25 protein-coding genes are annotated in these 24,985 nt (G+C 48.5%); all 25 read right to left on the bottom strand.

From position 1 onward, the window contains the following. On the bottom strand, nucleotides 1-581 hold a 581-nt coding region (locus C0068_RS15765; RefSeq protein WP_146047869.1), incomplete at its 3' end, for a helix-turn-helix domain-containing protein. 258 nt (nucleotides 582-839) lie between these two features. Continuing rightward, nucleotides 840-1,628, bottom strand: a complete 789-nt coding sequence (locus C0068_RS15760) for an SDR family oxidoreductase (protein ID WP_103685432.1) — start codon at nucleotides 1,626-1,628, stop codon at nucleotides 840-842. A gap of 127 nt (nucleotides 1,629-1,755) precedes the next feature. Further along, nucleotides 1,756-2,415 (bottom strand): START domain-containing protein, encoded by a 660-nt coding sequence (locus C0068_RS15755; RefSeq protein WP_103685431.1) that lies wholly within the window; start codon nucleotides 2,413-2,415, stop codon nucleotides 1,756-1,758. Continuing rightward, nucleotides 2,415-4,694, bottom strand: a complete 2,280-nt coding sequence (locus C0068_RS15750; protein WP_158250009.1) for a TonB-dependent receptor — start codon at nucleotides 4,692-4,694, stop codon at nucleotides 2,415-2,417. The genes C0068_RS15755 and C0068_RS15750 overlap by 1 nt, the downstream gene beginning before the upstream one ends. A gap of 337 nt (nucleotides 4,695-5,031) precedes the next feature. Further along, a complete protein-coding gene (locus tag C0068_RS15745) occupies nucleotides 5,032-7,188 on the bottom strand; it encodes a TonB-dependent receptor (RefSeq protein ID WP_103685429.1) in 2,157 nt (718 codons plus the stop codon). 291 nt (nucleotides 7,189-7,479) lie between these two features. Then, nucleotides 7,480-7,875 (bottom strand): group III truncated hemoglobin, encoded by a 396-nt coding sequence (locus tag C0068_RS15740; protein ID WP_103685428.1) that lies wholly within the window; start codon nucleotides 7,873-7,875, stop codon nucleotides 7,480-7,482. Between the two features lie 67 nt (nucleotides 7,876-7,942). After that, on the bottom strand, nucleotides 7,943-9,352 hold the full coding sequence (gene der / locus C0068_RS15735) for a ribosome biogenesis GTPase Der (protein ID WP_103685427.1): 1,410 nt from the start codon (nucleotides 9,350-9,352) through the stop codon (nucleotides 7,943-7,945). A gap of 51 nt (nucleotides 9,353-9,403) precedes the next feature. Beyond that, the gene (bamB, locus tag C0068_RS15730; protein WP_103685426.1) at nucleotides 9,404-10,555 is read right to left on the bottom strand and encodes an outer membrane protein assembly factor BamB; all 1,152 of its coding nucleotides are present in this window, start codon (nucleotides 10,553-10,555) and stop codon (nucleotides 9,404-9,406) included. Next, entirely contained in the window at nucleotides 10,555-11,232 is a 678-nt protein-coding gene (locus tag C0068_RS15725) for a YfgM family protein (RefSeq protein ID WP_158250008.1), read from the bottom strand. Before C0068_RS15725 ends, bamB begins: the two co-directional genes overlap by 1 nt. 31 nt (nucleotides 11,233-11,263) lie before the next feature. After that, complete coding sequence (hisS, locus tag C0068_RS15720; RefSeq protein WP_103685424.1) at nucleotides 11,264-12,541, bottom strand: histidine--tRNA ligase; 1,278 nt, start codon at nucleotides 12,539-12,541, stop codon at nucleotides 11,264-11,266. Between the two features lie 47 nt (nucleotides 12,542-12,588). Beyond that, nucleotides 12,589-13,701, bottom strand: a complete 1,113-nt coding sequence (ispG, locus tag C0068_RS15715) for a flavodoxin-dependent (E)-4-hydroxy-3-methylbut-2-enyl-diphosphate synthase (protein WP_103685423.1) — start codon at nucleotides 13,699-13,701, stop codon at nucleotides 12,589-12,591. After that, entirely contained in the window at nucleotides 13,698-14,477 is a 780-nt protein-coding gene (locus C0068_RS15710) for a helix-turn-helix domain-containing protein (protein WP_103685422.1), read from the bottom strand. The genes ispG and C0068_RS15710 overlap by 4 nt, the downstream gene beginning before the upstream one ends. Before the next feature lie 9 nt (nucleotides 14,478-14,486). Continuing rightward, on the bottom strand, nucleotides 14,487-15,290 hold the full coding sequence (pilW, locus tag C0068_RS15705) for a type IV pilus biogenesis/stability protein PilW (RefSeq protein ID WP_103685421.1): 804 nt from the start codon (nucleotides 15,288-15,290) through the stop codon (nucleotides 14,487-14,489). Nucleotides 15,291-15,309: 19 nt separating this feature from the next. Beyond that, nucleotides 15,310-16,455 (bottom strand): dual-specificity RNA methyltransferase RlmN, encoded by a 1,146-nt coding sequence (gene rlmN, locus C0068_RS15700; RefSeq protein WP_103685420.1) that lies wholly within the window; start codon nucleotides 16,453-16,455, stop codon nucleotides 15,310-15,312. A 30-nt stretch (nucleotides 16,456-16,485) separates the two neighbouring features. Further along, entirely contained in the window at nucleotides 16,486-16,914 is a 429-nt protein-coding gene (gene ndk, locus C0068_RS15695; protein WP_103685419.1) for a nucleoside-diphosphate kinase, read from the bottom strand. A 207-nt stretch (nucleotides 16,915-17,121) separates the two neighbouring features. After that, entirely contained in the window at nucleotides 17,122-17,322 is a 201-nt protein-coding gene (gene iscX, locus C0068_RS15690) for a Fe-S cluster assembly protein IscX (RefSeq protein WP_103685418.1), read from the bottom strand. 33 nt (nucleotides 17,323-17,355) lie between these two features. Then, nucleotides 17,356-17,694 carry an ISC system 2Fe-2S type ferredoxin gene (fdx, locus tag C0068_RS15685; protein ID WP_103685449.1) on the bottom strand — a complete coding sequence of 113 codons (339 nt, stop codon included), beginning with the start codon at nucleotides 17,692-17,694 and terminating at the stop codon, nucleotides 17,356-17,358. Between the two features lie 10 nt (nucleotides 17,695-17,704). Beyond that, complete coding sequence (gene hscA / locus C0068_RS15680) at nucleotides 17,705-19,561, bottom strand: Fe-S protein assembly chaperone HscA (protein WP_103685417.1); 1,857 nt, start codon at nucleotides 19,559-19,561, stop codon at nucleotides 17,705-17,707. A gap of 38 nt (nucleotides 19,562-19,599) precedes the next feature. Further along, the gene (gene hscB / locus C0068_RS15675; RefSeq protein ID WP_103685416.1) at nucleotides 19,600-20,139 is read right to left on the bottom strand and encodes a Fe-S protein assembly co-chaperone HscB; all 540 of its coding nucleotides are present in this window, start codon (nucleotides 20,137-20,139) and stop codon (nucleotides 19,600-19,602) included. 26 nt (nucleotides 20,140-20,165) lie between these two features. Further along, nucleotides 20,166-20,489 carry an iron-sulfur cluster assembly protein IscA gene (gene iscA / locus C0068_RS15670; protein ID WP_103685415.1) on the bottom strand — a complete coding sequence of 108 codons (324 nt, stop codon included), beginning with the start codon at nucleotides 20,487-20,489 and terminating at the stop codon, nucleotides 20,166-20,168. Nucleotides 20,490-20,510: 21 nt separating this feature from the next. Further along, a complete protein-coding gene (gene iscU, locus C0068_RS15665; protein ID WP_103685448.1) occupies nucleotides 20,511-20,897 on the bottom strand; it encodes a Fe-S cluster assembly scaffold IscU in 387 nt (128 codons plus the stop codon). Between the two features lie 26 nt (nucleotides 20,898-20,923). Further along, nucleotides 20,924-22,138 carry an IscS subfamily cysteine desulfurase gene (locus C0068_RS15660; protein WP_103685414.1) on the bottom strand — a complete coding sequence of 405 codons (1,215 nt, stop codon included), beginning with the start codon at nucleotides 22,136-22,138 and terminating at the stop codon, nucleotides 20,924-20,926. Nucleotides 22,139-22,178: 40 nt separating this feature from the next. After that, nucleotides 22,179-22,655, bottom strand: a complete 477-nt coding sequence (gene iscR / locus C0068_RS15655) for a Fe-S cluster assembly transcriptional regulator IscR (RefSeq protein ID WP_103685413.1) — start codon at nucleotides 22,653-22,655, stop codon at nucleotides 22,179-22,181. A gap of 106 nt (nucleotides 22,656-22,761) precedes the next feature. Continuing rightward, on the bottom strand, nucleotides 22,762-23,574 hold the full coding sequence (gene trmJ, locus C0068_RS15650; RefSeq protein WP_103685412.1) for a tRNA (cytosine(32)/uridine(32)-2'-O)-methyltransferase TrmJ: 813 nt from the start codon (nucleotides 23,572-23,574) through the stop codon (nucleotides 22,762-22,764). A gap of 52 nt (nucleotides 23,575-23,626) precedes the next feature. After that, nucleotides 23,627-24,958, bottom strand: coding sequence for a tRNA lysidine(34) synthetase TilS (gene tilS / locus C0068_RS15645; RefSeq protein ID WP_103685411.1), 1,332 nt, complete (start codon nucleotides 24,956-24,958; stop codon nucleotides 23,627-23,629). Nucleotides 24,959-24,985: the final 27 nt, after the last annotated feature.

Below are 24,985 nucleotides of genomic sequence, written 5' to 3'. Positions count from 1 at the left end.
TTGCTGTAGGTGTCGACAAATGTCTGCTGGTAAATCCGACCAACACCCTTGAGATTGCCCACGTAGAAGGTGTCTTGAGAGCCAAGATAACCGGGATGATGGGTTTCAATTTCCCCGCATGCTTCGTCATCATGTTTCTTCTTTTCAAGGGCTGCAACCTGGGCATCACTCAGAATTATCCCGTCAGTAGCGACTCGCTCTTCCAGTGCTTTAAGCCGCTTTTTAAAGTTCTCAAGACCATTGCGTAACCAGATTGACCGAACACCACTGCCAGAAACAAAGACGCCTATTCTGCGCAGTTCGTTACTAGTTCTGTGCTGACCATGGGCTGGCTGCTCAATGGCATAACTAATGACCGCTTGTTCTATCGTTTCATCGACTCGATTTTTGGTGTTAGGGGTTCTGCGGCTTTTGTTAATCAAATTCTCGATCCCGCCATCATCAACCAGCTCACGATAGCGATAGAACGTATCCCGCGATACGCCCATGACCTTGCATGCTTTAGAGACGTTACCGAGCTCTTCCGCTAAATTTAGCAGACCTGCTTTGTGTTTAATGATGGGATTGCTAGTATGGAGCATGAGAGTTACCTTTTTGTTTTGATTTAAGATTCGACACCTTTATCAAAACGGGTAACTCTCACTTCTTCAAGAAGATATGTCAGATCAGATTGAGACTTCTACAAATTAAGCACGGCTTTACAACCCCGCAAACCAGTAACTATTTGAATGCACCTAGCTCTGCACTAACCTCAGATTAAAAATGTATTCTCACACTTCACAGCCTGAGTCGCAGCCTGCCGCTGGCGAGCAATACGTCACATCTCAAGTCGTAAAAAATCAATGGGGCAAGTATTCTCCACCATTTACATCAAGCGCCGCACCCGTCACCGCGCAGGCATAATCAGAGCCTAAGAAAATCGCCGCCTTTGCACAATCTGCATCATCAGGTATATGACCAATAGGAATATTTTTTGATACCGCCGCAACTTGCTGCTCAACACTTGGGCCGCCTGCGTCTGCATTCATTTGCAAATAGCCTTCAACCGCCGGACCCCACATCCACCCCATATACGCAGAATTTACCCGAATATTATAAGCGCCTAACTCCAGTGCCAAATGCGACGTTGCACTAGCGAGAGCGGCTTTAGACGCACCGTAGCCACCTTGGGTATGCAGCGGTTTGCGGGTGACCATCGTGTTAATCATCACAATGGCGCCACCACCCTGCTTTTTCATTTGCGGTATCGTTTCTAGCGTTAGCGCCATGGTGCCAAACAGGTTTACGTCCATAGCTGCACGCCAACTATCAAGATTCGCACTTTCTATGGGACCAAATTCACCCGGATTATAGGCACTATTAAAAAGCACATCGATGCGACCAAAGCGGGAAATAGTTTGTTTTACTAATGTCGCACACTGATTTCTATCGCTGATATCCGTTGCTATCTTCAGTACTTGAGTACCCAAACCTAGCTCTGCAATTGCAGCCTCTGCGTCGTCAAGCTTGCTTTGTGTACGCGCGCACATTGCAACGGAAGCACCCTGCTTAGCGGCCTCAAGTGCTAATTCCTGCCCAAGCCCAGGGCCAATTCCAGATACGATGACGACCTTACCTTGTAAAAGCATAATCTGATCCTGTTATTTAAAATTATTGGGATAACAGTAAGCAGCTTAACGGAGCCAAGGAATTTCGACACCACCCATTCGGACGGGGCTTGATCTGCAGAATTAGAAATTTAGATCTTAGATTTTTTTACGGCACTTGTTTCTCTAGAATGCCCTTTATTTTCTGTAACGTTGTAATCGGTGCCTCTACCGACAACCAATTGAGTAACCAAGCCGGAATTGGCCCCGCTGGGTCGGCATGCATCTCTGCTGCCAAGCTAATCCCGCCGGCAGCCAAGGGCGTGATGACCCAGCTATTTACAGATTTGTGCACTCTTACACGATCACTGTACTCGGGCACACCATTCGTTATTGCGCGACCATGCATGGTGGCAACGCCGCTTTCATCGTCCCGATGCCATTTAACTTCCATTATCATATCACGATCTTTTACCGGCCAAGGAAGGTCATGGTGCACGTAAATCTGTTCCACATCAGCGGCAGGGCTAGCCACCAAATAGGCCTCGACACACATTTCGTCCCAACTGGGACGGCGCTCTACGCTTGCCAAGAGATTAACTGCACTATCAACGTCGGTATTAATTGCCACCTCCCCCCTTACCGCTCGAATAGGGGAGCCTGCGACCGCTCGACTGTAAACCTTAATGCCCTGATCAGTTTTCTCTAAACGCCAATCATCGCTCTGTGCGAAGGTCAACGACGCTTGGAGAAAAAGCATTACCGCACCTAAAGAAATCACACACCGGCGCACCAAGGCAGACCATAATGTTTCAGATCGCCAAGGCATCAAATATCTCCTATAGTGAATTCGACACCTAAACGAAAGGAGCGCGGCGGATTAAAAATGCTAAGTATGCCGCCAGTATTTGGCGTGTCGAATACAACCGCCGGCTTAAACTCGTTCGTTAAATTACTGCCAATTAGACTAAATACTGGTGCACCGGGCCAGCTCGGCATGCTCAAATTTGCTGACGCGCCCAGTAACTCAAGTGGTGGATGCTCATAGGTATGCGCCAAATTATTGTAATTACGGTTCTGGTAGGTGTACGACAAAGTAGCGCTAAATTGCCCATCTGCAAGCGGATAGGCCCAGAGCAATAATGCAGAGCCCGAAACCGGAGAGGAGCCTGGCAATTCGGTACCAGCCGGCGCCGGCCCTTGGAAGTCATCAAAAAACTCCGTGGTTTGCGCGTCCACATACGAACCATTTAGTTTTAAATAAAAACCAGCCGGCAATAACATATTTACACCGATTTCAAAGCCCCGATTGCGCGCTCCGCCAACATTGTCGGAGTAGGCAAACGCACCTGTGTAGTCACGCTGCTGCACCTGCATATCTGTCCAATCTAACTGAAATACCGTCGCGTCAACCTGCAGTGCGCCGTCAAACCACTCGGTACGAATACCCAACTCATAGTTCCAAATTTCATCGGACTCGAAGAATAGGGGGACATTCGGGTCACGACTTGGATTCTGGTTCGCCCCCGCATAGCGGAAGCCTTTTACTGCGGAGGTAAACACAGAGAGCTCATCGCTATAGCTCCATTGCAGGGTAAACTTTGGATTAAAAACTGTTTCGCTAATCGTTCCCTGATCACGCCCCAAATTCACACCAGTGCTATCGAGGGGCAAGGCATCTATAATTGGCGTAAGTAAGCCCACCAAGGGATTTGTGGCACTTAAGCCACTCACGGGATCAGCGATAGTAGAAATATCTGCAACAGTAGACTGTTCAAAATACCGTCCGCCGAAACCAAACTCCCAGCGATCGCCAAATTTACGCTTTACATCAAAGAACAGCGCTGACTCCTCGGCATAAACATCACCTTTTAATTGCAAAATATTGCCCGTTAGTTCCGTGCCTAACTCTAAACTTAAAAACTGCTCACTCTCTATATAAAACAAACCGACTACGTAGTCCCAGTCTCTGAACAACCACCAATTTGACTCAGTGGGATTTGCAGATACCAATCGCAGTTCAGCGCTAGGCTGCGAGGAATAGATTGTGGTGTCGCCATACAAGCCTACACCCAATGTTGATGTGCCGAAAAACTGGGAATAATCTAAGCGCTGCGGATAGTCCTTATCTAAATTACTCACAATCAAACTCAGGTCCGCAGATTCAAAACCGTACTCAGTCGTTAAAATAACAATGTCTGTCCGCGAGTCTAAAACATCTGCAAAGAATCGATTAGAGTGGGTCGGCTCTTGATCGTTATCGGCGAAGGAGCCGTCGTCCTGATGGGTTTCCCGTCGCAACGCGTTCAAGCGAAACTCTAATTTCTCAGTCGCCCGCCAACTTAGCAGGGCCCGAAGCTGCTCTGAATCTGTGGAATTTATATCGTCCCGACCAGAACGAATATCTTTCACATAACCAGGACGGTCACCTTTGCTGGCAACAACCCGCGCGGCTAAATTCTCACCAAAGGGCTGATTCCACATCACATCATAACGATGTGAGTTCCCTGAACTCTTATCCAATGTACCAATATTTGCGGCGACCTTGCCGTAGGCACCCTCGTAATCTGGGCGATTGGGAACATAGCGCACAGCACCAGATAGGGCTGAGCCGCCAAATAAAGTACCCTGCGGGCCTTTAAGAATTTCAACTGATTGAAGGTCAAAGGGATCTATATTTGGCTGCGGACCCAATATTGACGGATTAACAAGTGATATATCTTCGTAAAACATCCCGAAGGTTCGGGTAAAAAACGTAAAGAATGTGTCGGTGGATACACCACGAATAATGATCTGCGCTGCCTCAGGATCCAAGCCTGGACTCACCGATACACCGGGAGAAAATCGCGCGATGCCTTCGACATTTTCAACACCGATTTCTCGCAGGGCCTCGCCACTAAAGGCATCGATGCTCAAGGGCACATCCCGCAAATCCGCTTCGCGCTTGGTGGCCGTGACCACCACCTCCTCTAAAACCCGTGATCGCAGCGCCGATTTATCGCTTTTTGCAGACTCATCAGCAGATGGCTCTGCGGCGAAAGAATAGATCGGACACAACACCCATACAGCAAAAACTATTCTTGACGACAAGCACGTTAACTTGGTCATACCCATCTCCTTGGGAAGTAATTCAATATTTTTATTATTAGTGCCTTGCCACGCTGCGTCACAAAATACCTTATTACCGTGAATGCAAAATTAGTTGTTACTACTGCCTAATTTTTCACTGTGACAACTAAGATGTGAGCTTGGCAAACAACAGTTAAAGACTAGACCCAGGACACTTAATTCGCAAGCGCAATATGATCAAACGTCCGTTTCTAATATCTTTAGATTAATTAAGCCTCGCAAACGAAAAATGGGAGCTTTCGCTCCCAAATTAAAAGAATGACTCCTCAGTAGAACAACTATATGAAGGGCTCTATTGAGAAAGCGTATCCTTCCGCTAGAAGGAATACTCCGCAGAAATGCCAAAGGTCTTAGGAGGAGCAGCCGAAACAAAATCACCAAAACTACTTTGTTGTGAGTAGTATGAATATTCCGTATCTAATAGGTTGCGAGCAAACACTCGAACCTTCCACTTGTCTTCATGCTCCGTTAACGCAACTTCGGCATTCAAAACGTCGTAGGAATCTTGCTTGGTGCGGTTATCCGGCTCCCAAAAAAAGCCATCGTTGTAGTAGTAAGCTAAATTTAAACTCAGCTCGCCTACGCCCACATCGTGTCGGTAATTGGTGCTTACGCTATACGTGTACTTAGGTGCTCGCGTAAGTTCGTAGCCAGACAAATCACTATTGGTCGTAACCATATTCCCGATATTGTCAGAGGTGTCTGGCGAGATGACTGGGCCATTTTGAAAATCAGTGTATTCCGTATCCAAATAGGACGCAGACACATTAATATCCAAGTTACTTGTTACAAAATAGGTGCTTTCGATTTCAGCGCCCTGCATCTCGGAGTCACCGACGTTAAAGAGAAAAATAGCGCCGCCTAAAATCTGCTGCATCTGCAAATTATCGAACTCATAATAAAATGCAGATCCATTGATCCTTAGGCTATTGTCCAAAAAGTCGCCTTTAAAACCGACTTCGTAAGAATCCAAAATCTCTGGATCAACAGGTTCTGGCAGCGCACCAAATACGGGTAAGGTGTTGTAAACCCCACTTTTAAATCCGCGGCTATACGAGGCAAAGACCAACATTTCTTCGTTTAGTTGATGATCTATCGCCAAACGCCATGTTGGCTCTTCCCAGGATTCATCGTCGTTTAACACTGGCATTGCCGGATTAATCGGCGCCCCAGTCCCGATACTAGTTGTTTTACCGCTAAACTCGCGCTCGTCCATAGTCCAACGCAGACCTAAGGTAAGTGCAGTTGCATCGCTTAAATCGTATGTACCCTGAGCATACGCGGCATAAGACGTGGTCTCCTGCTCGGTATCCATATTGATATTGAAGGCAGGGTTCGCCGAGGTTGTTTGAGTCGGTGCATTTTTTGATTCAGCAGACATAAAAAATAAGCCCGCCGTCCATTTCAATGGGCCGTCACCTGTAGAATTAAACTGAAACTCCTGAGACAACTGCTTGCTGCGCTCGTTAACCACAAAGTTAACGACATGACTCGGCCCAGAATCTTGATCAAGTAAGGTAAACGCATCTAGTTCTGAATATGCACTAGTGGCAATTAACTCGACGGACTCAAAAGCGTGGGTAAGCTGAAAGGTTGCTACCCGCTGCGCACTGTCGACAATGGGCTCCCAGTCGGAATTAATATCCTGAAAATCACCGGTATATACACCACCGCCGGTAGCGACGGTGCCCTTAGCTGGCTGGCGGGCAATACCGACATCGCTTTCGCGGTCCGCATAGAGTGCCGACATGACAATTGATGTTTTGTCGTCAACATCGAATAGCAATTTACTGCGTAGCGATCGATCCTCTTCTCCAGCGCGTTCACGACCATTAAACTGATTCGTTCCGTAACCTTCATCGCGCTTTTTAAATAATAGAGATACGTCCGCAGCAAGCCGCTCTGACAATCCTGCAGTTCCATAAAATCCCGTATTAAACGAGTCGTAACTACCTGCCCCAACAGATATTTTTGCAGACGATTCAAATGCCGGATTTTTGGTGATCACATGAATTAAGCCACCGGTTGCATTGCGACCAAACAAAGTACCCTGTGGCCCGCGCAATACCTCAACACGCTCTATATTATTAAACTCCATAACAGAGGCTACCATCGACGAGTAATAAACACCGTCTACATAGGTTGACACACTGCTTTCTTCACCCGCCGATGAATTTTTAGTTCCGACTCCTCGAATAAAGGGCGTCGCCGATGAAATCTGGCGGCTGTATTGAAGATTTGGAATAACCATCGACAATTCATCTGTTCCCGAAATACCAGATTTTTCTAAACCATTTGCCGATACCGCAGTCATCGCGATAGGAACCGTCTGCACACTCTCCTCACGCTTCTGAGCAGTTACAACGACCTCCTCTAGCTGCGCATGCGTTACCATTGGCAGCATGATAGAACTGCCGAGAATTGTCGCTCCGATTGAATTGTATGTTGAACGTCTAATTACATTCTTATTCATTATTATTCTCCGTATTACTGGCCATAAGCCTATATTTGTGCCAGAAACCCTTCCAGCAACGCCTCAAATTTATACCATTAGCATATTTTTCGCAAACGTATGATATGCAAAATAAATATAACCGTATTAGTTATCTTGGTAAGGCTATGCCATGTTTTGAAATTGGAATGAGCTTTAGAGAAGCTTTGCTAACACAAAACTTTTAACTGCGGCTATTTTAAGACCACAAGGCAGGAGTCAAAAATTGGAGTACTTTCAAATTGGAGGAACAAACAACACACATAGGCGAAATTAGTTATTCGCAGCTAAAGCAGTACGCATATTTACCGCGATAGTAGCGGCAACCCGCTTTGCTCTTTCGGCTTTGTCGCCACAAAAGCCCTGATCCGCCGTTTCAATGAAGTAGGCTAGCCATTGCTCAAAGTCGCTATCAAGCAAGCGCTGCTTGGCATCCAATTGGCGATGGATATTCATTGTGTGGCGGTGGTATTCATTCCCCCCCAATAAGAGTTTTTCCCAGTAGGCCTGAATTCGCGGGAAATGCTCATGAATATCAATACCTGCAACCTCGGTAAAGATCGGGGCTAAGCGGGTATCCTTTAATAGACGGGCATAAAACGCCTCGACAAACAGGGCTATATGCTCCGCGCTGTCGAGGTCTGGTTTATTTTTTTGGGAACTAGACATAGGCTAAATAAGATATGTCATTAGAGGCTCAAGCAATAATCAAAGCAGTGCTGCACACAGAAAATGGCTATTTTTTCCGTCTGGCTGACTTTGCTTTCGCAAAACGCATTACTCTTTGCTTGCGCTCTATTTGTCGTTTGGTCAGTTCGTTTTTCTTACCTTCAAAAGGATTTTCAGAGGTTTTGAATTCAATTTTTATGGGCGTGCCCATCATCTTTAGTTCACGTCTAAAGACCTTCTCTAAATAACGCGTGTAGCTGCTTGGCACCTTTTCCGTCTGATTGCCGTGAATGACAATAATCGGTGGGTTCTGGCCACCGGGATGAGCATAGCGAAGCTTTATACGTCTTCCGTTGATCATCGGTGGAGAATGGTCGTGTACGGCGCCCTCAAGAATAGTCGTCAACATTCGGGTTTGAAGCTGGCGGGTCGCCGATTCATAAGCCTTTTCAACAGACTCATAGAGATGCCCCACGCCGGTGCCATGCAAGGCAGAAATAAAATGAATTTCGGCAAAATCTATAAACTGTAGGCGCCTATCAAGTTCTTTTTTAATATGATCTTTCTGCTCAGCTGTCAGACCATCCCACTTGTTGATCGCCACCACCACGGCGCGGCCTGAATCAACAACCTGTCCCAGCAGATGTAAATCCTGATCTACGATGCTCTCCCTGCCATCCATGACCAAAATAACAACATTCGCGTCTTCAATTGCTTTTAGCGTTTTAACAATCGAGAATTTTTCTACCGCTTCTGAAATATGTTTGCGCTTGCGAATACCCGCAGTGTCAATCAAGGTGTAGGCTTCACCTTCACGCTCGTAATTTATATAGACACTGTCTCGCGTAGTACCTGGTTGGTCGTAGACCACCACGCGATCTTCGCCGAGCATACGGTTAACAAGGGTAGATTTACCCACATTAGGGCGCCCTACTACGGCTATTTTTTTCCCCGTTGCCAAGGAGGCTTGCTTGTCTTCGTCCTCCTGAGGGAATTCTGCCAAGACGTCGTCCATCAACACTCGCACACCCTTGCCTTGGGTTGCAGTTAATGGATAAATTTTTGCCGCGCCGGTTCTATAAAATTCCGCTTTCGCCACTTCGGCATCGGTGCCATCAACTTTATTGGCTACAAAAAATACAGGCTTTGAGCAGCTGCGCAGATGCTTAATTAAGCCCTCATCGGCAGGCATCAGGCCTGCCCGCGCATCCAACATCAGCAGTACGGCATCGGCCTCATCGATGGCCTGCATAGATTGCTGCGCCATTGGGCCGTCAATACCCACTTCGTCGCCGTTTACGCCGCCAGTATCGATAACAATATAGCGACGATTGCTGTGGCTGGCTTCGCCGTATTTACGATCGCGGGTTAAACCCGGAAAATTAGCAACTAGCGCATCGCGACTTTTAGTAAGCCGATTGAACAGAGTTGATTTACCGACATTAGGCCGGCCTACCAAGGCAATAACAGGAACCATAATTCTATTTAACTCTGATCAGCGCAAGGCCAAAAAACAAGGTATTAAAACTTAGCGATCTTGTAGCTTATACGCTATCAATTCGCCGCTATTGCCATAAACATACAATAATTTACCGTCAGCAATCATTGGCGCTCTCAAACCTTCGCTGTCAGCTCGGGTACGAGCAAGCAAGCGCCCATCATCTTTTGCTAGCACATGTAAATAGCCTTCAAAATCGCCCACGACTATCGCCCCATCAAATACCGCAGGCTCAGTTAGCTCGCGACGTGCCAGCACAGTTTGCGTCCAAAGCGCACCCTGGCCGTTATCGGCAATTGCATTCACGCTGCCATCAGCGGCAACCACATACACATTGCCGAAATTATCCGCCGCGCCAACATAGCTAGAGGTTTCTTTCACCCAAAGCGGGCGGCCACTGCGAACGTCAATTGCCATAACTTGGCCTTGGTAGCCAGTCGCAACCACAGTCTGGCCGTCTTCCATTACTAGCAAACGGCCGTCAACATCAACCAAACGCTCAATTTCTGTACTGCCTTGGGGTACAGAAATACGCTGTTCCCAAAGCTGGGTGCCATTATCAATGTCAAAAGCCATCACACGGCCATTTGCGAAACCAATCATCACTATGCCGCCAACGACTTTTGGCGTACTAGTGCCGCGCAAGGTCAAGCGCGGAACTTGCGATGAGTAACTCCACAGCAATTTACCGTCTTCAAAGTTAAAGCCCTGCACGTCTCCGCTATAGGTCTGCGCAACTACCACAGAACCATTGCTTTGCGGTGCAGACAAAACTTCGCTGCTGACCAGGGTTTTCCAAACGATATCACCAGATAGGCGATCAATGGCCACAATCTCACCGTCTGAGGTGCCCAAGAAAAGCAATGTACCAGAAACACCTACACCGCCAGAAATACGCAAATCATAGGATTCTTTCCAGACCTTTTTACCGTTGCTTTTCTTTAAAGCAGCTACTTTGCCATTAGACGATGCGATAAAAATTTCATCGCCATCAATCACGGGCGCAATACGATGATAGGCTTCTGCCTGACCGTCACCCAAAGAATATGACCACGCTTCCTTTAGCTTTTTCTCCGCCTGAAAATCCGTCAACTTAGCCGGGTCGCGACTAGTTGGATCAGAGGCACAAGCAACCATCATTGCGCTTGCTAGCAGTACCGTAACCGCAGAAATTAACTTCATTACTTCGCCCCTTCTACCGCAACTGCTGCCGCAGATAAGTCATTAATTTTCATTTCCAGCATGGCATTACTCACTGGTGCCTCCTGCTCCCGCGCTAATGAACGAGCGCGTTGATACGCAGCCAAAGCAGCGGCTTTATCACCTTGCGCAAAGGCAATATCGCCTTGCAACTCGGCAACTTCAACGGCATAGCCAGTGTCCGCAAGCCCAGCTAAATATTTCGCCGCTTGATCATATTCTTGCTCTGAGTACAAAACCTGCGCTAAACGCATTTCAGCCTGTGCTTTAATTTGCACGCTGGGCCCCTGATCTAAAACCCACTCTAACTCTGCTCTTGCGGCAGCGTAGTCGTCTGCTCTTACAGCGTATTTTGCTTTGTACAAAGCCGCGAACTGGCCGTAGCTCAAACCAGCGAAACGATCTTTAAGCGTGTCAGCCAAATGCTGAGCAGTCGCTAAACTGCTGCCGTCGCGCTGTACCGCCGCATCTGCAACTAATAAATTATCAAAAATGGCCGACGCTTCTGCGGCCTGATCTTGCTGATGACCCTGCCAGCCTTTCCAGCCGAAGACAATTGTCAACGCAAGTGCGATACCAAAGACGGTGGATTTGCCGTTTTCTTGCCACCATCTTTTGATAGCTTCGATTTGTTCTTCTTCTGTGCGATACGTTTCCACTAAATTTCCTCTCCGACTTGTCTCGTCGCGTTTAAAAATAATTTTTAGAAATAGTGCTAAGCAAATCAGCCAAGGCAACCATCTGTTGCTCACCTTGACCAGCGCGCAATGGCTTCAGCGCAGCCTCGGCGCGCTGCAATTCATCTTCACCTAAAACAATTGCCAGCGATGCACCCGATTTATCTGCCTTTTTAAATTGGCTTTTAAAACTGCCACCGCCGCAATTTATTAATACCTTTACAGTGGGCATCGCTTCGCGCAATTGCTCTGCAATATTTAGTGCTTCAATATCCGCCTGCTCCCCAACCGACACAATAAATATGTCTGCTTGCGCATGCTCTTGAGGCGCAACACCCAGCGTTTCTAACATCAATACCAAACGCTCAATGCCCATCGCAAAACCAACCGCTGGCGTGGGCTTACCACCTAATTGCTCTACCAGACCATCGTAACGGCCACCAGCACAAACGGTACCTTGGGCGCCCAACTTATCGGTTGTCCATTCAAACACTGTTAGGCCGTAGTAATCCAGACCCCGCACCAATTGCGGATTCAATTTATAGCTAACACCAACCACATCTAATCTGGCACATAATCCTTCAAAATGGCTGCGTGAAACCTCATCAAGGTAATCACTTAATACCGGTGCCGCGACTAATAGCTCTCTGGTATTAGGGTCTTTGCTGTCGAGCACCCGCAGTGGGTTAGTCTCTAAGCGACGCTTGCTGTCCTCATCCAACTGATCTTTAAAACCGGTCAAATACTCAACAAGCGCCTGGCGATAATTCGCGCGCGACTCGGCATTGCCAATGCTGTTTAACTCAAGAGTTAATGCATCGCTAATACCCAACTCCCGCCAAAGTCGCGCAGTTAATAAAATTAACTCCGCATCAATGTCTGGGCCAACCATGCCAAAGGTTTCTACACCAATTTGATGAAATTGACGCAGGCGCCCCTTTTGAGGCCGCTCATGGCGAAACATTGGGCCGGTATACCACAAGCGCTGTATCTGATTATGCAATAGACCATTTTGATCGCAGGCGCGAACACAGCTCGCCGTTCCCTCTGGGCGCAGCGTTAAGCTGTCGCCATTGCGATCTTCAAAGGTATACATTTCTTTTTCAACGATATCGGTAACTTCACCAATAGAGCGTTTAAAAAGTTCAGTATGTTCAACGATGGGAAAGCGAATCTCGCTATAACCATAACGGCTAAGTACGTCGCGCACACGGCCTTCAAGATACTGCCACACCGGCGTTTCGGATGGCAGAATATCATTCATGCCGCGAATTGATTGAATACGTGCCAAAACTAATTCCTATTGACCAAATTGCTTTAAAAGAGTGTCAACGCAACTCAACTACGAGCAATAAGATCCTTTTCCTGTTCTTGTTTAAGAGCAATTTTTTCACGAATTAACTGCTCAAGATGATCGATCAACACATCGTTTTTAACTTTATGGTCTGGCTTACCCGCAACATAGACAAGGTTATTTGGCGTGCCACCCGTTAGGCCAATCTCAGCTTCTTTTGCCTCGCCGGGGCCATTTACAATACAGCCAATCACCGCAACATCTAGCGGAGTAGTCACGTCATCTAAACGTGCCTCTAGCTCATTCATGGTGCTGATCACGTCAAAGTTTTGCCGAGAACAGCTTGGGCAGGCAATAAAATTAATGCCTTTGGTACGCAGCTTGAGACTTTTTAAAATCTCGTAGCCAACCTTCACTTCTTCAACAGGGTCCGCCGCCAAAGAAACGCGAATGGTATCACCGATACCATCCATTAATAGCAGCCCTAGCCCCACCGCCGACTTCACTGTGCCACCGCGTAAACCACCGGCTTCAGTAATGCCAAGATGCAGAGGTTGATCTATCTGACTGGCAATTTGGCGATACGCCGCGACTGCCATAAACACATCAGAGGCTTTAACACTTAATTTAAAATTCTGAAAATCTAACTTATCGAGAATATCGATATGACGCATAGCGGACTCAACCAAGGCCTCCGGCGTCGGCTCACCATATTTACGCTGCAGCTCTTTCTCTAAAGAACCGGCGTTCACACCGATACGAATCGGAATATTATGGTATTTGGCCGCATCAATTACCGCGCGAACACGATCTTCTCGACCGATATTCCCAGGATTAATACGCAGGCAATCCACACCGTATTCGGCTACTTTAATAGCAATTTTGTGATCGAAATGAATATCCGCAACAAGGGGAACCGACACTTGCTTACGAATTTCCCGAAACGCTTCCGCTGCCTCCATGCTCGGCACAGAAACTCTCACAATATCTGCGCAGGCCGCTTCTAAACGCTTAATCTGCGCCACTGTCGCTGCCACATCACAGGTTTCGGTATTGGTCATACTCTGAACTGATATTGGTGCATCGCCACCAACAGCAACATTACCGATATGAATTTGCCGAGATACACGGCGTTTTATCGGAGATGCCATTTTCATAATCCACCTACTTGTACACGCACCACATTGCTACTTGCCAACTCTTTCATCTCAACCAGCTGGCCATTGTAATACATTGCTAACATCGGCCAGTAAGACGCACTCACCGTGACAGGCCCGTCTACACTTAAACGTAATGCCTTGCCCTTACTCTGCACACCGCTTAAAACCACGTTGTCGTGACCATCGCGAACTTCCAACCACACATCTTCGCTGAGCTTAAATTCAAGTTCCGCGGATTCCAAAACCCGCTCAGACAAGTCGTCAGACTGAACCTTAACAAGCCCACCAGACAACAGACTCTCGCCTAAGGACGGTGCTTTTTTAAGCGCAGCCAATTCTGGAAATGGCTCATCTAATACAAGGACCGACAACTCTTTGGGTTCCCTGCCATCAAACACCCAGCAGGACAGCGACCACACAACTAATGCGGCAAACAATGCCAGTATAAAGCCGGCGTGCCCAGGAGCTTGCACTTTTCCCTGAACATGGCTGCGCCGCTGACTTGTTTGCTCCTCTCGTTTACAAATACGATCGCAATCATTAAGCAAGGGCACTTCATCTAAGCCCATATAGCGGGCATAACTTTTAATGTAACCCCTAGCAAATAGCGGCGAGTTAAAACGGGAGTAATCGTTTTCTTCAAGCGCTTCTACGTAACTATTCAAAAGATTCAGCGCTTCGGCAGTTTCCAGCACCGTTTTACCTGCGCTAACACGCGCGTCGTGCAATACTGATCCCGGCGGTCCGGGGTAGAGCTGCTTGGTTCCCGGCATAATAAATCCCTAGCGATTACCCTGCTGCATATAAGCTTTGTAAAGCAGGTATTCTTCAGATTTTGGGTATAAATTTTTCAAGGCCAACGCAAAACTAGCGTGGGAATTCTTGTCATCAAACTTATCTGCTAAACGTATTCCCAGCCATAAAGCCGCTGCACTTTGCGTTGGATTTTTGCTGAGATAAGCATCATAGAAGCGCTGTGAATCTGCAAAGCGCTCCATGCGAAAATACACCTCTGCCAGCGACATTAATACCGCGGCATCATCGCCCTGCATAAGGAAGGCGCGTTTAAACGCATCCTCTGCTTTTGTTAATTGGCCTAATTGCAAATAGCACCGCCCGAGGTTTACAAAGGCCTCGACGCGACGCTCATACAATAATTCCTGTACCACAACCTCTAGTTGGGTCGCCGCCTCTTCGTAACGACCGCGGGCATATAAAAATGCCGCGTAATTATTCCGCACCCGCGATGCATTGGGGGCCAAACGAATTGATCGTAAATAATATTGTTCAGCTAACTCTAGCTCACCGGTATTTTGAAACACGAGGGCCAATGCCTCTAATGTTTCAGGGTTGTTCTTGTCTTCTGCTTCTACGTACTGCAAATGACGCTTTGCTTGATCCCAATTGCCCTGCGCAATGTAACTGCGGGCTAATTGCAATGAGGTTTCAAACGCTTTTTTGTCATCTGCTTTAGATGCGAAGCCACCACTTTTTGTCGTCACACAACCAGCCAACATAAAGCTAGAAAACAGCATTACCAATATAAGGGGTAATACCTTGATGCCTTTTATTCTTAACCACGACATGCAGTATGCTCCCAAAATTTTAAACCAAACGAATAGGCTGCTCTAACTCCGCCCGTTGACGATGGCGCTCACTACGCTTGGTTCTATCTTGTACTTGTCCAGCCAATTGCCCACAGGCAGCGTCAATATCGTCGCCGCGCGGTGTTCGCACGGTTGTCACGTAGCCGGCTTCCGTTAGGGCTAGCCAAAACCGATTAATCGCATTTTTACTGGGCCGCGCGTAATTTGACAGCGAAAATGGATTGAAGGGAATCAAATTAATTTTACAGGGTAAATTACGCAAAACCTCGGCTAATTCTTTGGCGTGATCAAGACTGTCATTCACACCGGCAATCAAGGTGTACTCGATTGTCACCACACGATGAGTATCTTCTTGCTTGTCCAAATAACGCTGACAAGCCTCAAGCAATACCGCTATGGGGTATTTCTTGTTAATCGGTACTAATTGATTGCGAAGCTCGTCATTGGGCGCATGCAGCGAGATGGCTAAGGAGACGGTGGAAATATCCCCAAGCTTATCCAACATCGGCACCACACCGGATGTACTCAGGGTGACGCGTCGCTTTGACAAGCCGTAGCCAAAGTCATCCAGCATCAAACTCATTGCTTCAACAACATTGTCGAAATTTAATAGCGGCTCACCCATGCCCATCATGACGACATTGGTCACGATACGCTTGTTACCGGAATTAAAGCCGTCGTAGGATTTAATCGCCAACCACACTTGGCCAATAATTTCAGACGCGGTCAGATCACGCATAAAACCCTGTTTGCCGGTCGCGCAAAAACTACAGTCTAAGCTACAGCCTACTTGGGAAGATACACAAAGCGTGCCGCGCTGTCCGTCGGGAATTAACACTGTCTCAACCAGATTATTACCACCGACTTCGACCGCCCATTTGCGGGTGCCATCAATGGAGTCTAGCTGCTTGACCACGGTCGGAGGACGAATTTCGGCAAGCTCCTGAAGCTTTGCTCGCAGGGGCTTGCCGAGATTGGTCATCTCATCAAAATTGTCGACCCCCGAGTGGTGTATCCACTTGAGGATCTGTTGGGCACGAAAAGGCTTTTCACCAATAGAAGTGAGATATTCTTCCATTTTTTTGCGCGACATGCCGAGCAAATTTACTTTCATCTGCTGAACTACCGCTGTTGGTGTTTCCATTTTCATGCCCCGCAATGAGCGCAAACGTGATTAAACGCGTTCGCACAGCTCACTGGTTGAGAAAAAGAAGGCAATTTCACGTGCCGCTGATTCTTCTGAGTCTGAACCGTGAACCGCATTAGCGTCGATTGATTCAGCAAAATCCGCACGAATAGTGCCGGCAGCCGCTTCTTTTGGGTTAGTTGCGCCCATCAGTTCACGGTTTTGCAATACAGCGCCTTCGCCTTCCAACACCTGTACAGTCACAGGGCCAGAGGTCATGAAGTCAACCAAAGCTGGGAAGAACGGACGACCTTTATGCTCAGCATAAAAACCTTCAGCCTGTTCGCGGCTTAAACGCAGCATTTTTGCAGCAATAATGCGCAGGCCGGCTTTTTCAAAACGGCTGTAAATTTCACCAACAACGTTTTTACTAACAGCGTCTGGCTTAACAATGGAAAGGGTGCGTTGAACGCCCATCGGTTTTTCTCCAAAAAAGTAAAACAAAACAATCCGAGCAAACGAAATTGCCCGTCACGAAAAATCGTCGAATTATACGCGTATTACCAGCAAATAGGTACGCGAGACAGTCTATGACAGCGAGTTATGGCCGGTGTTTCGGCAAATCTACGCATTTCACCGTAAGAGCGGCGATTCAATAGGGTGGAAACGCCGCTAATTGCTAATTTAGTCCTGCTCTTCTATCCATGCGGCCTGTATTGCCTCAAGGATCTTTTCGCCGCAACGCTTGGGGTCGTCGTCAAAGTCATCCAAGCCCATAACTTTGTCGCGCAAATCCACAAAATTAATATGTATTGGGTCAACATCAGGGAATTTATCGGCAAGTTCAATACCAATATCCAATACATCTGTCCATTTCAGGCCCATTTCAATACACCTTATCTGTTCAAAATCCAGTGATTAATGGCGCTCAGACACCATATTAATGGTGTATCGCGGCACTTCCACAACCAAATCTGTATCGCCAACCACAGCTTGGCAGCTCAAACGCGACTCTGGCTCAAGCCCCCAGGCCTTATCCAGCATATCTTCCTCTAGTTCATCAGCCTCTTCCAAAGACTGAAAACCTTCACGGACGATGATATGACAGGTGGTGCAGGCACAGGATTTCTCGCAGGCATGCTCGATGTCGATACCGTTCGCCAACATGACGTCACATACCGTCTCGCCTGACGCGGCATCTAACACTTCGCCCTCTGGGCAAAGTGCTTCATGGGGTAATACTACAATGCGTGGCATTCCGGCTTCCTTAAATTTCATCCACCCGCCGACCGGCGAGTGCTTGATTAATACTGGCGTCCATTCGACGTTCGGCAAAGACTTCGCTGCCCTTGCCCACTATTTCTATATGCTTGGCAATACTTGCCGCTGTGCCATGCTCTCGCTCGTGATGAAGCGCTTCCATCTTGGCCAGCAATTCGCGCTGCTCAAGCTCACTTAACATGGCTTCGCCATCTTGCAGCATGGCTGCTGACAAGGCCTGCAATAGGGCCTCTGCCTCTACTTGCTGCTCGCGCAGGGCTCTTGCTTCTTTATCATCAAGCGCTGAAGCCCAAGACTGCTGAAGCATATCGGCGATATCGGTATCACTCAGACCGTAGGCGGGTTTAACCTCTATACGGCTTTCCGATCCGGTACTTTCCTCCCGAGCGCTGACCCGCAGAAGACCATCTGCATCTACCTGAAATGTGACCTTAATCCGCGCAGCACCCGCCACCATAGGCGGAATACCTTGCAATTCAAAGCGCGCCAAGGAGCGGCAATCTTCAACTAATTCACGCTCACCCTGCACAACATGAATTGTCATGCCAGTTTGACCGTCTTTAAACGTAGTAAATTCCTGCGCCATTGCCACGGGAATAGTGGTATTGCGATGAATGACTTTCTCCGTCAAGCCTCCCATTGTCTCCAGACCCAGCGATAAGGGAATGACATCCAACAACAGCATTTCGTCGCCGCTGCGATTTCCCACTAACTGATCTGCCTGCAGGGCCGCACCCAGTGCAACGACTTTATCAGGATCTAAATCAACCAAGGGCTCGCGACCAAACCATTCCGCTACCCTTTCGCGAACACGTGGAACACGGGTTGATCCACCGACCATCACCACATTATGAATATCATTATTGCGCAATTTCGCGTCGCGCAAAGCTCGCTTACAAGCCCGAATAGCCTTATCAATTAGAGGGTCGACCAAATCATTAAATTGCCGCCGAGTCAGCTTTGCATTTAAATCGCCCAAGCTCACTAGCACCTCGGCCTCGGTGGACAGCGTCTCTTTGGCCTGACGGGCCGCCGTTAACAAACTGCGCTGTTGAAACATATCCAAGCTGGCAATATTGTTCTCTGCCACAAACCACTGTGCGATGGCATGATCAAAGTCATCGCCACCGAGGGCAGAATCGCCACCGGTTGAAAGCACCTCAAACACGCCTTTGGTGAGCTGAAGCACGGATACATCAAAGGTGCCGCCACCCAGATCAAATACTGCGATCGCAACTTCGTCCTGCTGATCAAGACCGTAGGCAACCGCAGCGGCGGTTGGCTCATTTAATAGGCGCAACACATTTAAACCGGCAATTTTTGCGGCATCTTTTGTGGCCTGACGCTGAGCGTCATCAAAGTACGCAGGAACCGTAATGACCACACCGGTAAGTTCACCGCCAAGGGTTTCCTCAGCGCGCTGACCTAGGGCCTTTAGAATTTCAGAAGACACCTGCACGGGCGAAAGATCCCCCGCTCGGGTGCGAAGCTTCACCATATCCTGCCCTAAATCCAGTAACTCATAGGGCGATTTTATGACGTTTTCTTCACCAACAACGTCGGCATAAGAACGCCCCATCAAACGCTTTACCGACAATAGCGTATTTCGAGGATCACCACTTGCCTTCGCTAAGGCCTGCTCACCGACGTTGATACTTGCGTCTTCACCGTAATACACCACAGACGGTAAAAGATGCTTTCCGTCGAGATCCGCCAATGTTTGCGAGCTGCCATTACGAACAGTCGCTACCAGCGAGTTGGTAGTGCCCAGGTCAATACCTACCGCCAACTTACGCTGGTGCGGCTCGGGGGTTTGTCCTGGCTCTGAAATTTGCATCAACATAAGCGGTGTTCGGGCTCCCGACGATAACAATCGTCTTTCTAATAATCGAGTAATTCACTTTCTTTCAATTCAGCTTCGCTGCGCAGCTTTTCCAAAAACTGCAATTTAGCGTAGCTCGCCAATGCCTCATCAAATTGTTGCTGTGCATAGGCCTTTGAAAATATCGACTTTTGCTGATTCGCAGCGCCATCCAAATCTTGATAAAAGCGATCTAATGCCGACTCTGGATCGCTGGCATCCTGCAATTCAGAAAGCTCCTCGCGAAGCTGCATTTGCTGCATTAAAAATTCGGGGTCTTGAAAAGTGGTAGAAGACATATCGCTATCTACACCGGCCAATTTTAGCAAATACGCCGCGCGGCGCGTCGGTGACACGAGGGTTTCGTATGCCTCGTTAATTTGCGATGAATATTGAACTGCGTGTAGACGTTCCCGCTCGCTAGCACCAGCAAAACGATCTGGGTGAGCGCTTTGTTGAAGCTCACGATAACGACGGGTTAAATCAGACTGGTTTACCTCATAACTCTGCGGCACAGCCAGCAGAGCGAAGTAGTTTTCCCGAGGATTAAATTCTGACATAGCATTATGGCCGGCCGGCAGGGCCGCTAGACGGTGAAGCTCTCACCGCAGCCACATTCAGCCGACACATTGGGGTTATTAAATTTTAGACCTTCGTTTAATCCTTCTTTAACGAAGTCTAATTCGGTGCCATCTAAATACACCATACTCTTAGGATCGATATAGACCGACGCCCCATCACGCTCAAAAACCTGATCTTCAGCCTGTGGCTCATCAACAAATTCCAGCACATAGGCCATACCGGAGCAGCCCGATGTCCGCACGCCAATACGAATGCCCAAGCCGCGACCACGACCCTCTAACTGCCGCTTAATATGACCTGCCGCCGCACTGCTAACTGAAACTGGCATCTATTCCTCTCCCGCCGCGACTTAAGACGCAGCTTTTTTCTTACGGTAGTCTGATACCGCGGCTTTGATCGCATCCTCAGCCAATACAGAGCAGTGAATCTTCACTGGTGGCAGAGCCAATTCCTGTGCGATCTCGGTGTTTTTAATGTGCTCGGCCTCTTCCAAGGTCTTGCCCTTAACCCACTCAGTTAATAGCGAGCTTGAGGCAATAGCAGAGCCACAGCCATAGGTTTTAAACTTAGCATCTTCAATAATGCCCTGCTCATTCACCTTGATTTGTAGGCGCATGACGTCGCCGCAAGCCGGCGCACCAACCATACCCGTGCCGATTTCATCAGCGCTGTCGTCAAACTTACCGACGTTGCGCGGATTCTCGTAGTGATCAAGTACTTTTTCGCTATATGCCATGATATCGTCCTCTCGCGCTGAGCTACTTAATGAGCAGCCCATTCAATACTGTCTAAGTCCACACCGTCTTTGTACATATCCCACAACGGTGACAATTCTCGCAATTTATCCACTGCACCACGCACTTGCTTAATGGCGTAATCCACTTCTTCTGGGGTAGTAAACCGCCCAAAAGAAAAACGCAGAGAGCTATGCGCCAGCTCATCATTAAGACCAAGGGCACGCAGCACATAAGACGGCTCCAAGCTGGCAGAGGTACAGGCAGACCCTGATGACACTGCCAAATCTTTTAAGGACATAATCAAAGATTCGCCCTCAACATAAGCCAAACTTACATTCAGGTTACCTGGCAAGCGCTGCTCAAAATCGCCATTCACATGCACCTGTTCGATGTCTTTTAAACCATCCCAAAACTGATTACGCAAAGCCAATGAATGCGCCGCATCCTTTGCCATTTCTTCGCGCGCAATCTCACAGGCTGCACCCATACCTACAATCTGATGAGTTGGTAAAGTACCAGAACGCATACCGCGCTCATGACCACCACCGTGCATTTGCGCCTCTAGGCGGATACGCGGCTTACGGCGCACGTACAAGGCGCCAACCCCTTTGGGGCCATACATTTTGTGAGCCGACATAGACAGCAAATCAACCTTCATTGCCTCCATGTCTATAGTGATTTTGCCGGCGGTTTGCGCAGCGTCCACATGAAAAACAACACCATTAGCGCGACATACTTCACCAATACCGGCGATATCGTTAATGGTGCCGATCTCATTGTTCGCATGCATGATGCTAACCACTACGGTGTCTTCGCGCAGAGCGGCAGCAATTGCTTCTGGCGTAATAAGACCTTTATCAGTGGGATCAAGATACGTCACTTCAAAGCCTTCGCGCTCAAGCTGACGACAGGTATCTAACACCGCTTTGTGTTCAATTTTTGAGGTAATTACATGCTTACCTTTTTTGCTATAAAAGTGCGCCGCACCCTTAATAGCAAGGTTGTTTGATTCTGTAGCACCAGAAGTCCACACAATTTCGCGCGGGTCAGCATTCAGTAAGTCAGCAACCTGGCGACGAGCATTCTCTACCGCCTCTTCTGCCTTCCAGCCAAACAAATGAGAGCGCGAAGCCGGATTGCCAAACACACCTTCAGTGGTCAGGCAGGCCATCATTTTCTCTGCAACGCGGGGATCAACCGGCGTCGTTGCGGAGTAATCCAAATAAATCGGCAATTGCATAAACTGTTCTCCAAATTCCCAGCCGCAGCTGAGAAATACACTAATCTACCGCAGTTAAAATAATCGACTGCGTGTTGCGCGCCCGCTGTAACTGGCGCGCCGAAACATTTTGAACATCACGCCGCTCAACCAAACTAGCCAAACTGATGTCACTTAGAAAATGGTGAATCTGATCACTCAGATCAGACCACAAATTATGAGTCAGACAGGTTTGCCCGTCCTGACAATCACTACTACCTGCACAGCCGGTAGCGTCTACCCGCTCGTCCACCGCATCAATAATTTCAGCGACAAAAATAGTCTCGCTGGGGCGACTCAAACGATAACCACCACCTGGGCCGCGAATACTGCATACCAAATCTTTGCGCCGCAGCTTAGCAAATAGCTGCTCTAAATAAGACAGCGAAATATCCTGCCGCCCAGACACATCGGCTAAACTGATGGGCCCTCGGTCGCCGTACAGCGCCAAATCTAACATGGCTGTCACTGCGTAACGGCCTTTTGTCGTTAGTCGCATAAGCTCACCTACGTTTTTCTACGGTTCAATTATGCAATAACCTAGCAAAACAGTCAACTTTATACCCGATGGTTTTAGTAGGATTTAAACCAGCAGCGGCGACGAATTATAGAGACTCGTCGCCGCTATCGCCATCTTTCGACTTGGCTTTACGCACCCAATATTGGGTAGAGGTGAGAATGCCCCGCAGAATATTCACCTCCATCTCATCCAAGCGGGTCCGCTGATATAGACGTCGCAGGCGAGTCATGAGTTTTTTAGGTGCCTCTGGCCGCAAAAAATTAATATCCCGCAGCGTTTCCTCTAGGTGAATCAAATAGCGCTCTAGCTCGTCCGCGCCAGCAACCGGCACATCCCAATCTGCCATGTCGTTGCTGCTTAGCTCCTCGCTCAACTGCGCCATCCGCAACTCGTAGCTCAACACCTGCACCGCCATTGCGATATTTAAAGAGCTGTAATCTGGGTTGGCCGGAATATGCACGTGCAAATTACAGCGATGCAATTCCTCATTCGTTAATCCGCGATCCTCGCGACCAAAGACCACCGCTACTTTATGATTTGCTTCCGCCTCTTTGTACGCTCGCTCCATACAGTGACGCGGATCCAACAAGGGCCAAGGCACTGTGCGCTCGCGGGCACTGGTGCCAATAACGAGCTGGCAACCTGCAATAGCATCAGCGAGTGTTTCGCAAACAATGGCCGAATCTAAAACGTCCCCAGCGCTCGCGGCGCGCCATGTCGCTTCATCATGGGGATACTTCTTAGGCTCAACCAAATACAACTGCGACAGGCACATATTCTTCATGGCCCGCGCCACAGCACCGATATTTCCCGGGTGGGAGGTGTTCACCAGCACAATGCGAATATTGCCCAAGGGGCTTGCGGGGGTATCTTGCGGGCTCAAATTCTGCGAACTCATAGTCACGGCTCTTTTTAGGAGCCGCGCATTCTACCAGAAGCCTTAGGCTAGGTCAGCGGCTCCAAACCCATTGCAGCTGTATACCGGCCTCGCCATCTGGCAGCTGATAGCCTTCGCAAATAGCCATATCTGCAATCGCGGCTATTTCATCACCGCAATAAATCAAAGGCAGGCGATCACGCTGCCAAGGCGGGATACCCCATTCCTGAAGTAGTTTTTTTAGGGACTTGCTATGGCCATGTCCTGCAAGCCGACACCGCTCGCCACCGCGCCGAAAGCGCACAGTGAGCTCTCCTTGCGGCGCGAATCGACCACCAGCCTGCGCGCTAAGCTGACCAAGCCCCTCAATGTGGCATGCATGCCCAGTATCCCAATTTAGAACTAGGCCAGAATCGAAGGCCTTATTTACAGGGCTTTCATCGCAGTAAAGACGTCCTTTAAATACCCGCAAGGTGACACCCCCAGCTAAGGAGAACACTGGCTGACTGTCACCGCTAGACGCCAAAAATTGCTCGACAAGCTCATAGCTTTGCGCCCTGTCTATGCGCTGCCCAAACTGCGTAAAAATAAAATGGCGAAGTAGCGCGCGCTGGCGAATAGGCTCTATGCCCCGCAAGGCATTTAGATCAAGAGCCCCATCAGCAGCAGTCATTTTTTTAAGGTCCGCACTCAGGTAAGAGCCCAGCAGCTCCGACGCCTCTGCCTGCAATTCCGCTGCAGCAGCAATGCTATTTCTATAGTTTGGCCACCTCTCAGCCAACACTGGCATGACATGGTGGCGAAGAAAATTACGTCGGTATTGCGTATTGCCATTACTGGGGTCCTCAATCCACTCGAGACGGTGCTCCTCAGCGTAAGCCTCAAGCTCTGCGCGACTGAGGTTTAGCATTGGCCTAAATAATTCACCGCGACCTAAGTTACGCGCCGCAGGCATAGCCGCCAAACCCGCCAGCCCTGCCCCGCGCATTAAACGCAGTAAAAATGTTTCCGCCTGATCATCCTGATGATGGGCCAACAACATTGCGTCATCGTGCTCTACTACGGCCTCAAACACCTCATATCTCGCGGTTCTAGCGAGACTCTCAATACCCTGCCGACTGCCTTGAATAGTTACCCTATGGCACTCAAAAGGAATATTGTACTGGCTGCAAATCGCCTGGCATTGCCCTGCCCAAGCATCGGCGCCAGACTGCAATTGATGATTTACATGAACAGCACATACTTCAGGGAATGACTCGCCAGCAGCAAAAGCACGCTGACGCATAAGCCAAACAAGGTGGAGTAAAACGCGGGAATCGAGGCCGCCGCTATAAGCGACATGCCAGCGTCGGCGCCCAAGATAAGGGGCCAACGCGACTGAAAGATGGGACAGCAGTTGCGCCATAAAAAGCTCCGCACCCCATATATAGCG

Origin of the sequence: Zhongshania marina (assembly GCF_002915595.1) — a bacterium.
GTDB classification, from domain to species: domain Bacteria; phylum Pseudomonadota; class Gammaproteobacteria; order Pseudomonadales; family Spongiibacteraceae; genus Spongiibacter; species Spongiibacter marinus_B.
This window is presented reverse-complemented; position numbering and strand designations above follow the sequence as displayed.

Coding starts and splice junctions, on each gene's coding strand:
- C0068_RS15760 (WP_103685432.1), bottom strand. CDS start 1,628: ATGCTTTTACAAGGTAAGGTCGTCATCGTATCTGGAATTGGCCCTGGG.
- C0068_RS15755 (WP_103685431.1), bottom strand. CDS start 2,415: ATGCCTTGGCGATCTGAAACATTATGGTCTGCCTTGGTGCGCCGGTGT.
- C0068_RS15750 (WP_158250009.1), bottom strand. CDS start 4,694: ATGACCAAGTTAACGTGCTTGTCGTCAAGAATAGTTTTTGCTGTATGG.
- C0068_RS15745 (WP_103685429.1), bottom strand. CDS start 7,188: ATGAATAAGAATGTAATTAGACGTTCAACATACAATTCAATCGGAGCG.
- C0068_RS15740 (WP_103685428.1), bottom strand. CDS start 7,875: ATGTCTAGTTCCCAAAAAAATAAACCAGACCTCGACAGCGCGGAGCAT.
- der (WP_103685427.1), bottom strand. CDS start 9,352: ATGGTTCCTGTTATTGCCTTGGTAGGCCGGCCTAATGTCGGTAAATCA.
- bamB (WP_103685426.1), bottom strand. CDS start 10,555: ATGAAGTTAATTTCTGCGGTTACGGTACTGCTAGCAAGCGCAATGATG.
- ispG (WP_103685423.1), bottom strand. CDS start 13,701: ATGAAAATGGCATCTCCGATAAAACGCCGTGTATCTCGGCAAATTCAT.
- C0068_RS15710 (WP_103685422.1), bottom strand. CDS start 14,477: ATGCCGGGAACCAAGCAGCTCTACCCCGGACCGCCGGGATCAGTATTG.
- pilW (WP_103685421.1), bottom strand. CDS start 15,290: ATGTCGTGGTTAAGAATAAAAGGCATCAAGGTATTACCCCTTATATTG.
- rlmN (WP_103685420.1), bottom strand. CDS start 16,455: ATGGAAACACCAACAGCGGTAGTTCAGCAGATGAAAGTAAATTTGCTC.
- ndk (WP_103685419.1), bottom strand. CDS start 16,914: ATGGGCGTTCAACGCACCCTTTCCATTGTTAAGCCAGACGCTGTTAGT.
- iscX (WP_103685418.1), bottom strand. CDS start 17,322: ATGGGCCTGAAATGGACAGATGTATTGGATATTGGTATTGAACTTGCC.
- fdx (WP_103685449.1), bottom strand. CDS start 17,694: ATGCCACGCATTGTAGTATTACCCCATGAAGCACTTTGCCCAGAGGGC.
- hscA (WP_103685417.1), bottom strand. CDS start 19,561: ATGTTGATGCAAATTTCAGAGCCAGGACAAACCCCCGAGCCGCACCAG.
- hscB (WP_103685416.1), bottom strand. CDS start 20,139: ATGTCAGAATTTAATCCTCGGGAAAACTACTTCGCTCTGCTGGCTGTG.
- iscA (WP_103685415.1), bottom strand. CDS start 20,489: ATGCCAGTTTCAGTTAGCAGTGCGGCGGCAGGTCATATTAAGCGGCAG.
- iscU (WP_103685448.1), bottom strand. CDS start 20,897: ATGGCATATAGCGAAAAAGTACTTGATCACTACGAGAATCCGCGCAAC.
- C0068_RS15660 (WP_103685414.1), bottom strand. CDS start 22,138: ATGCAATTGCCGATTTATTTGGATTACTCCGCAACGACGCCGGTTGAT.
- iscR (WP_103685413.1), bottom strand. CDS start 22,655: ATGCGACTAACGACAAAAGGCCGTTACGCAGTGACAGCCATGTTAGAT.
- trmJ (WP_103685412.1), bottom strand. CDS start 23,574: ATGAGTTCGCAGAATTTGAGCCCGCAAGATACCCCCGCAAGCCCCTTG.
- tilS (WP_103685411.1), bottom strand. CDS start 24,958: ATGGCGCAACTGCTGTCCCATCTTTCAGTCGCGTTGGCCCCTTATCTT.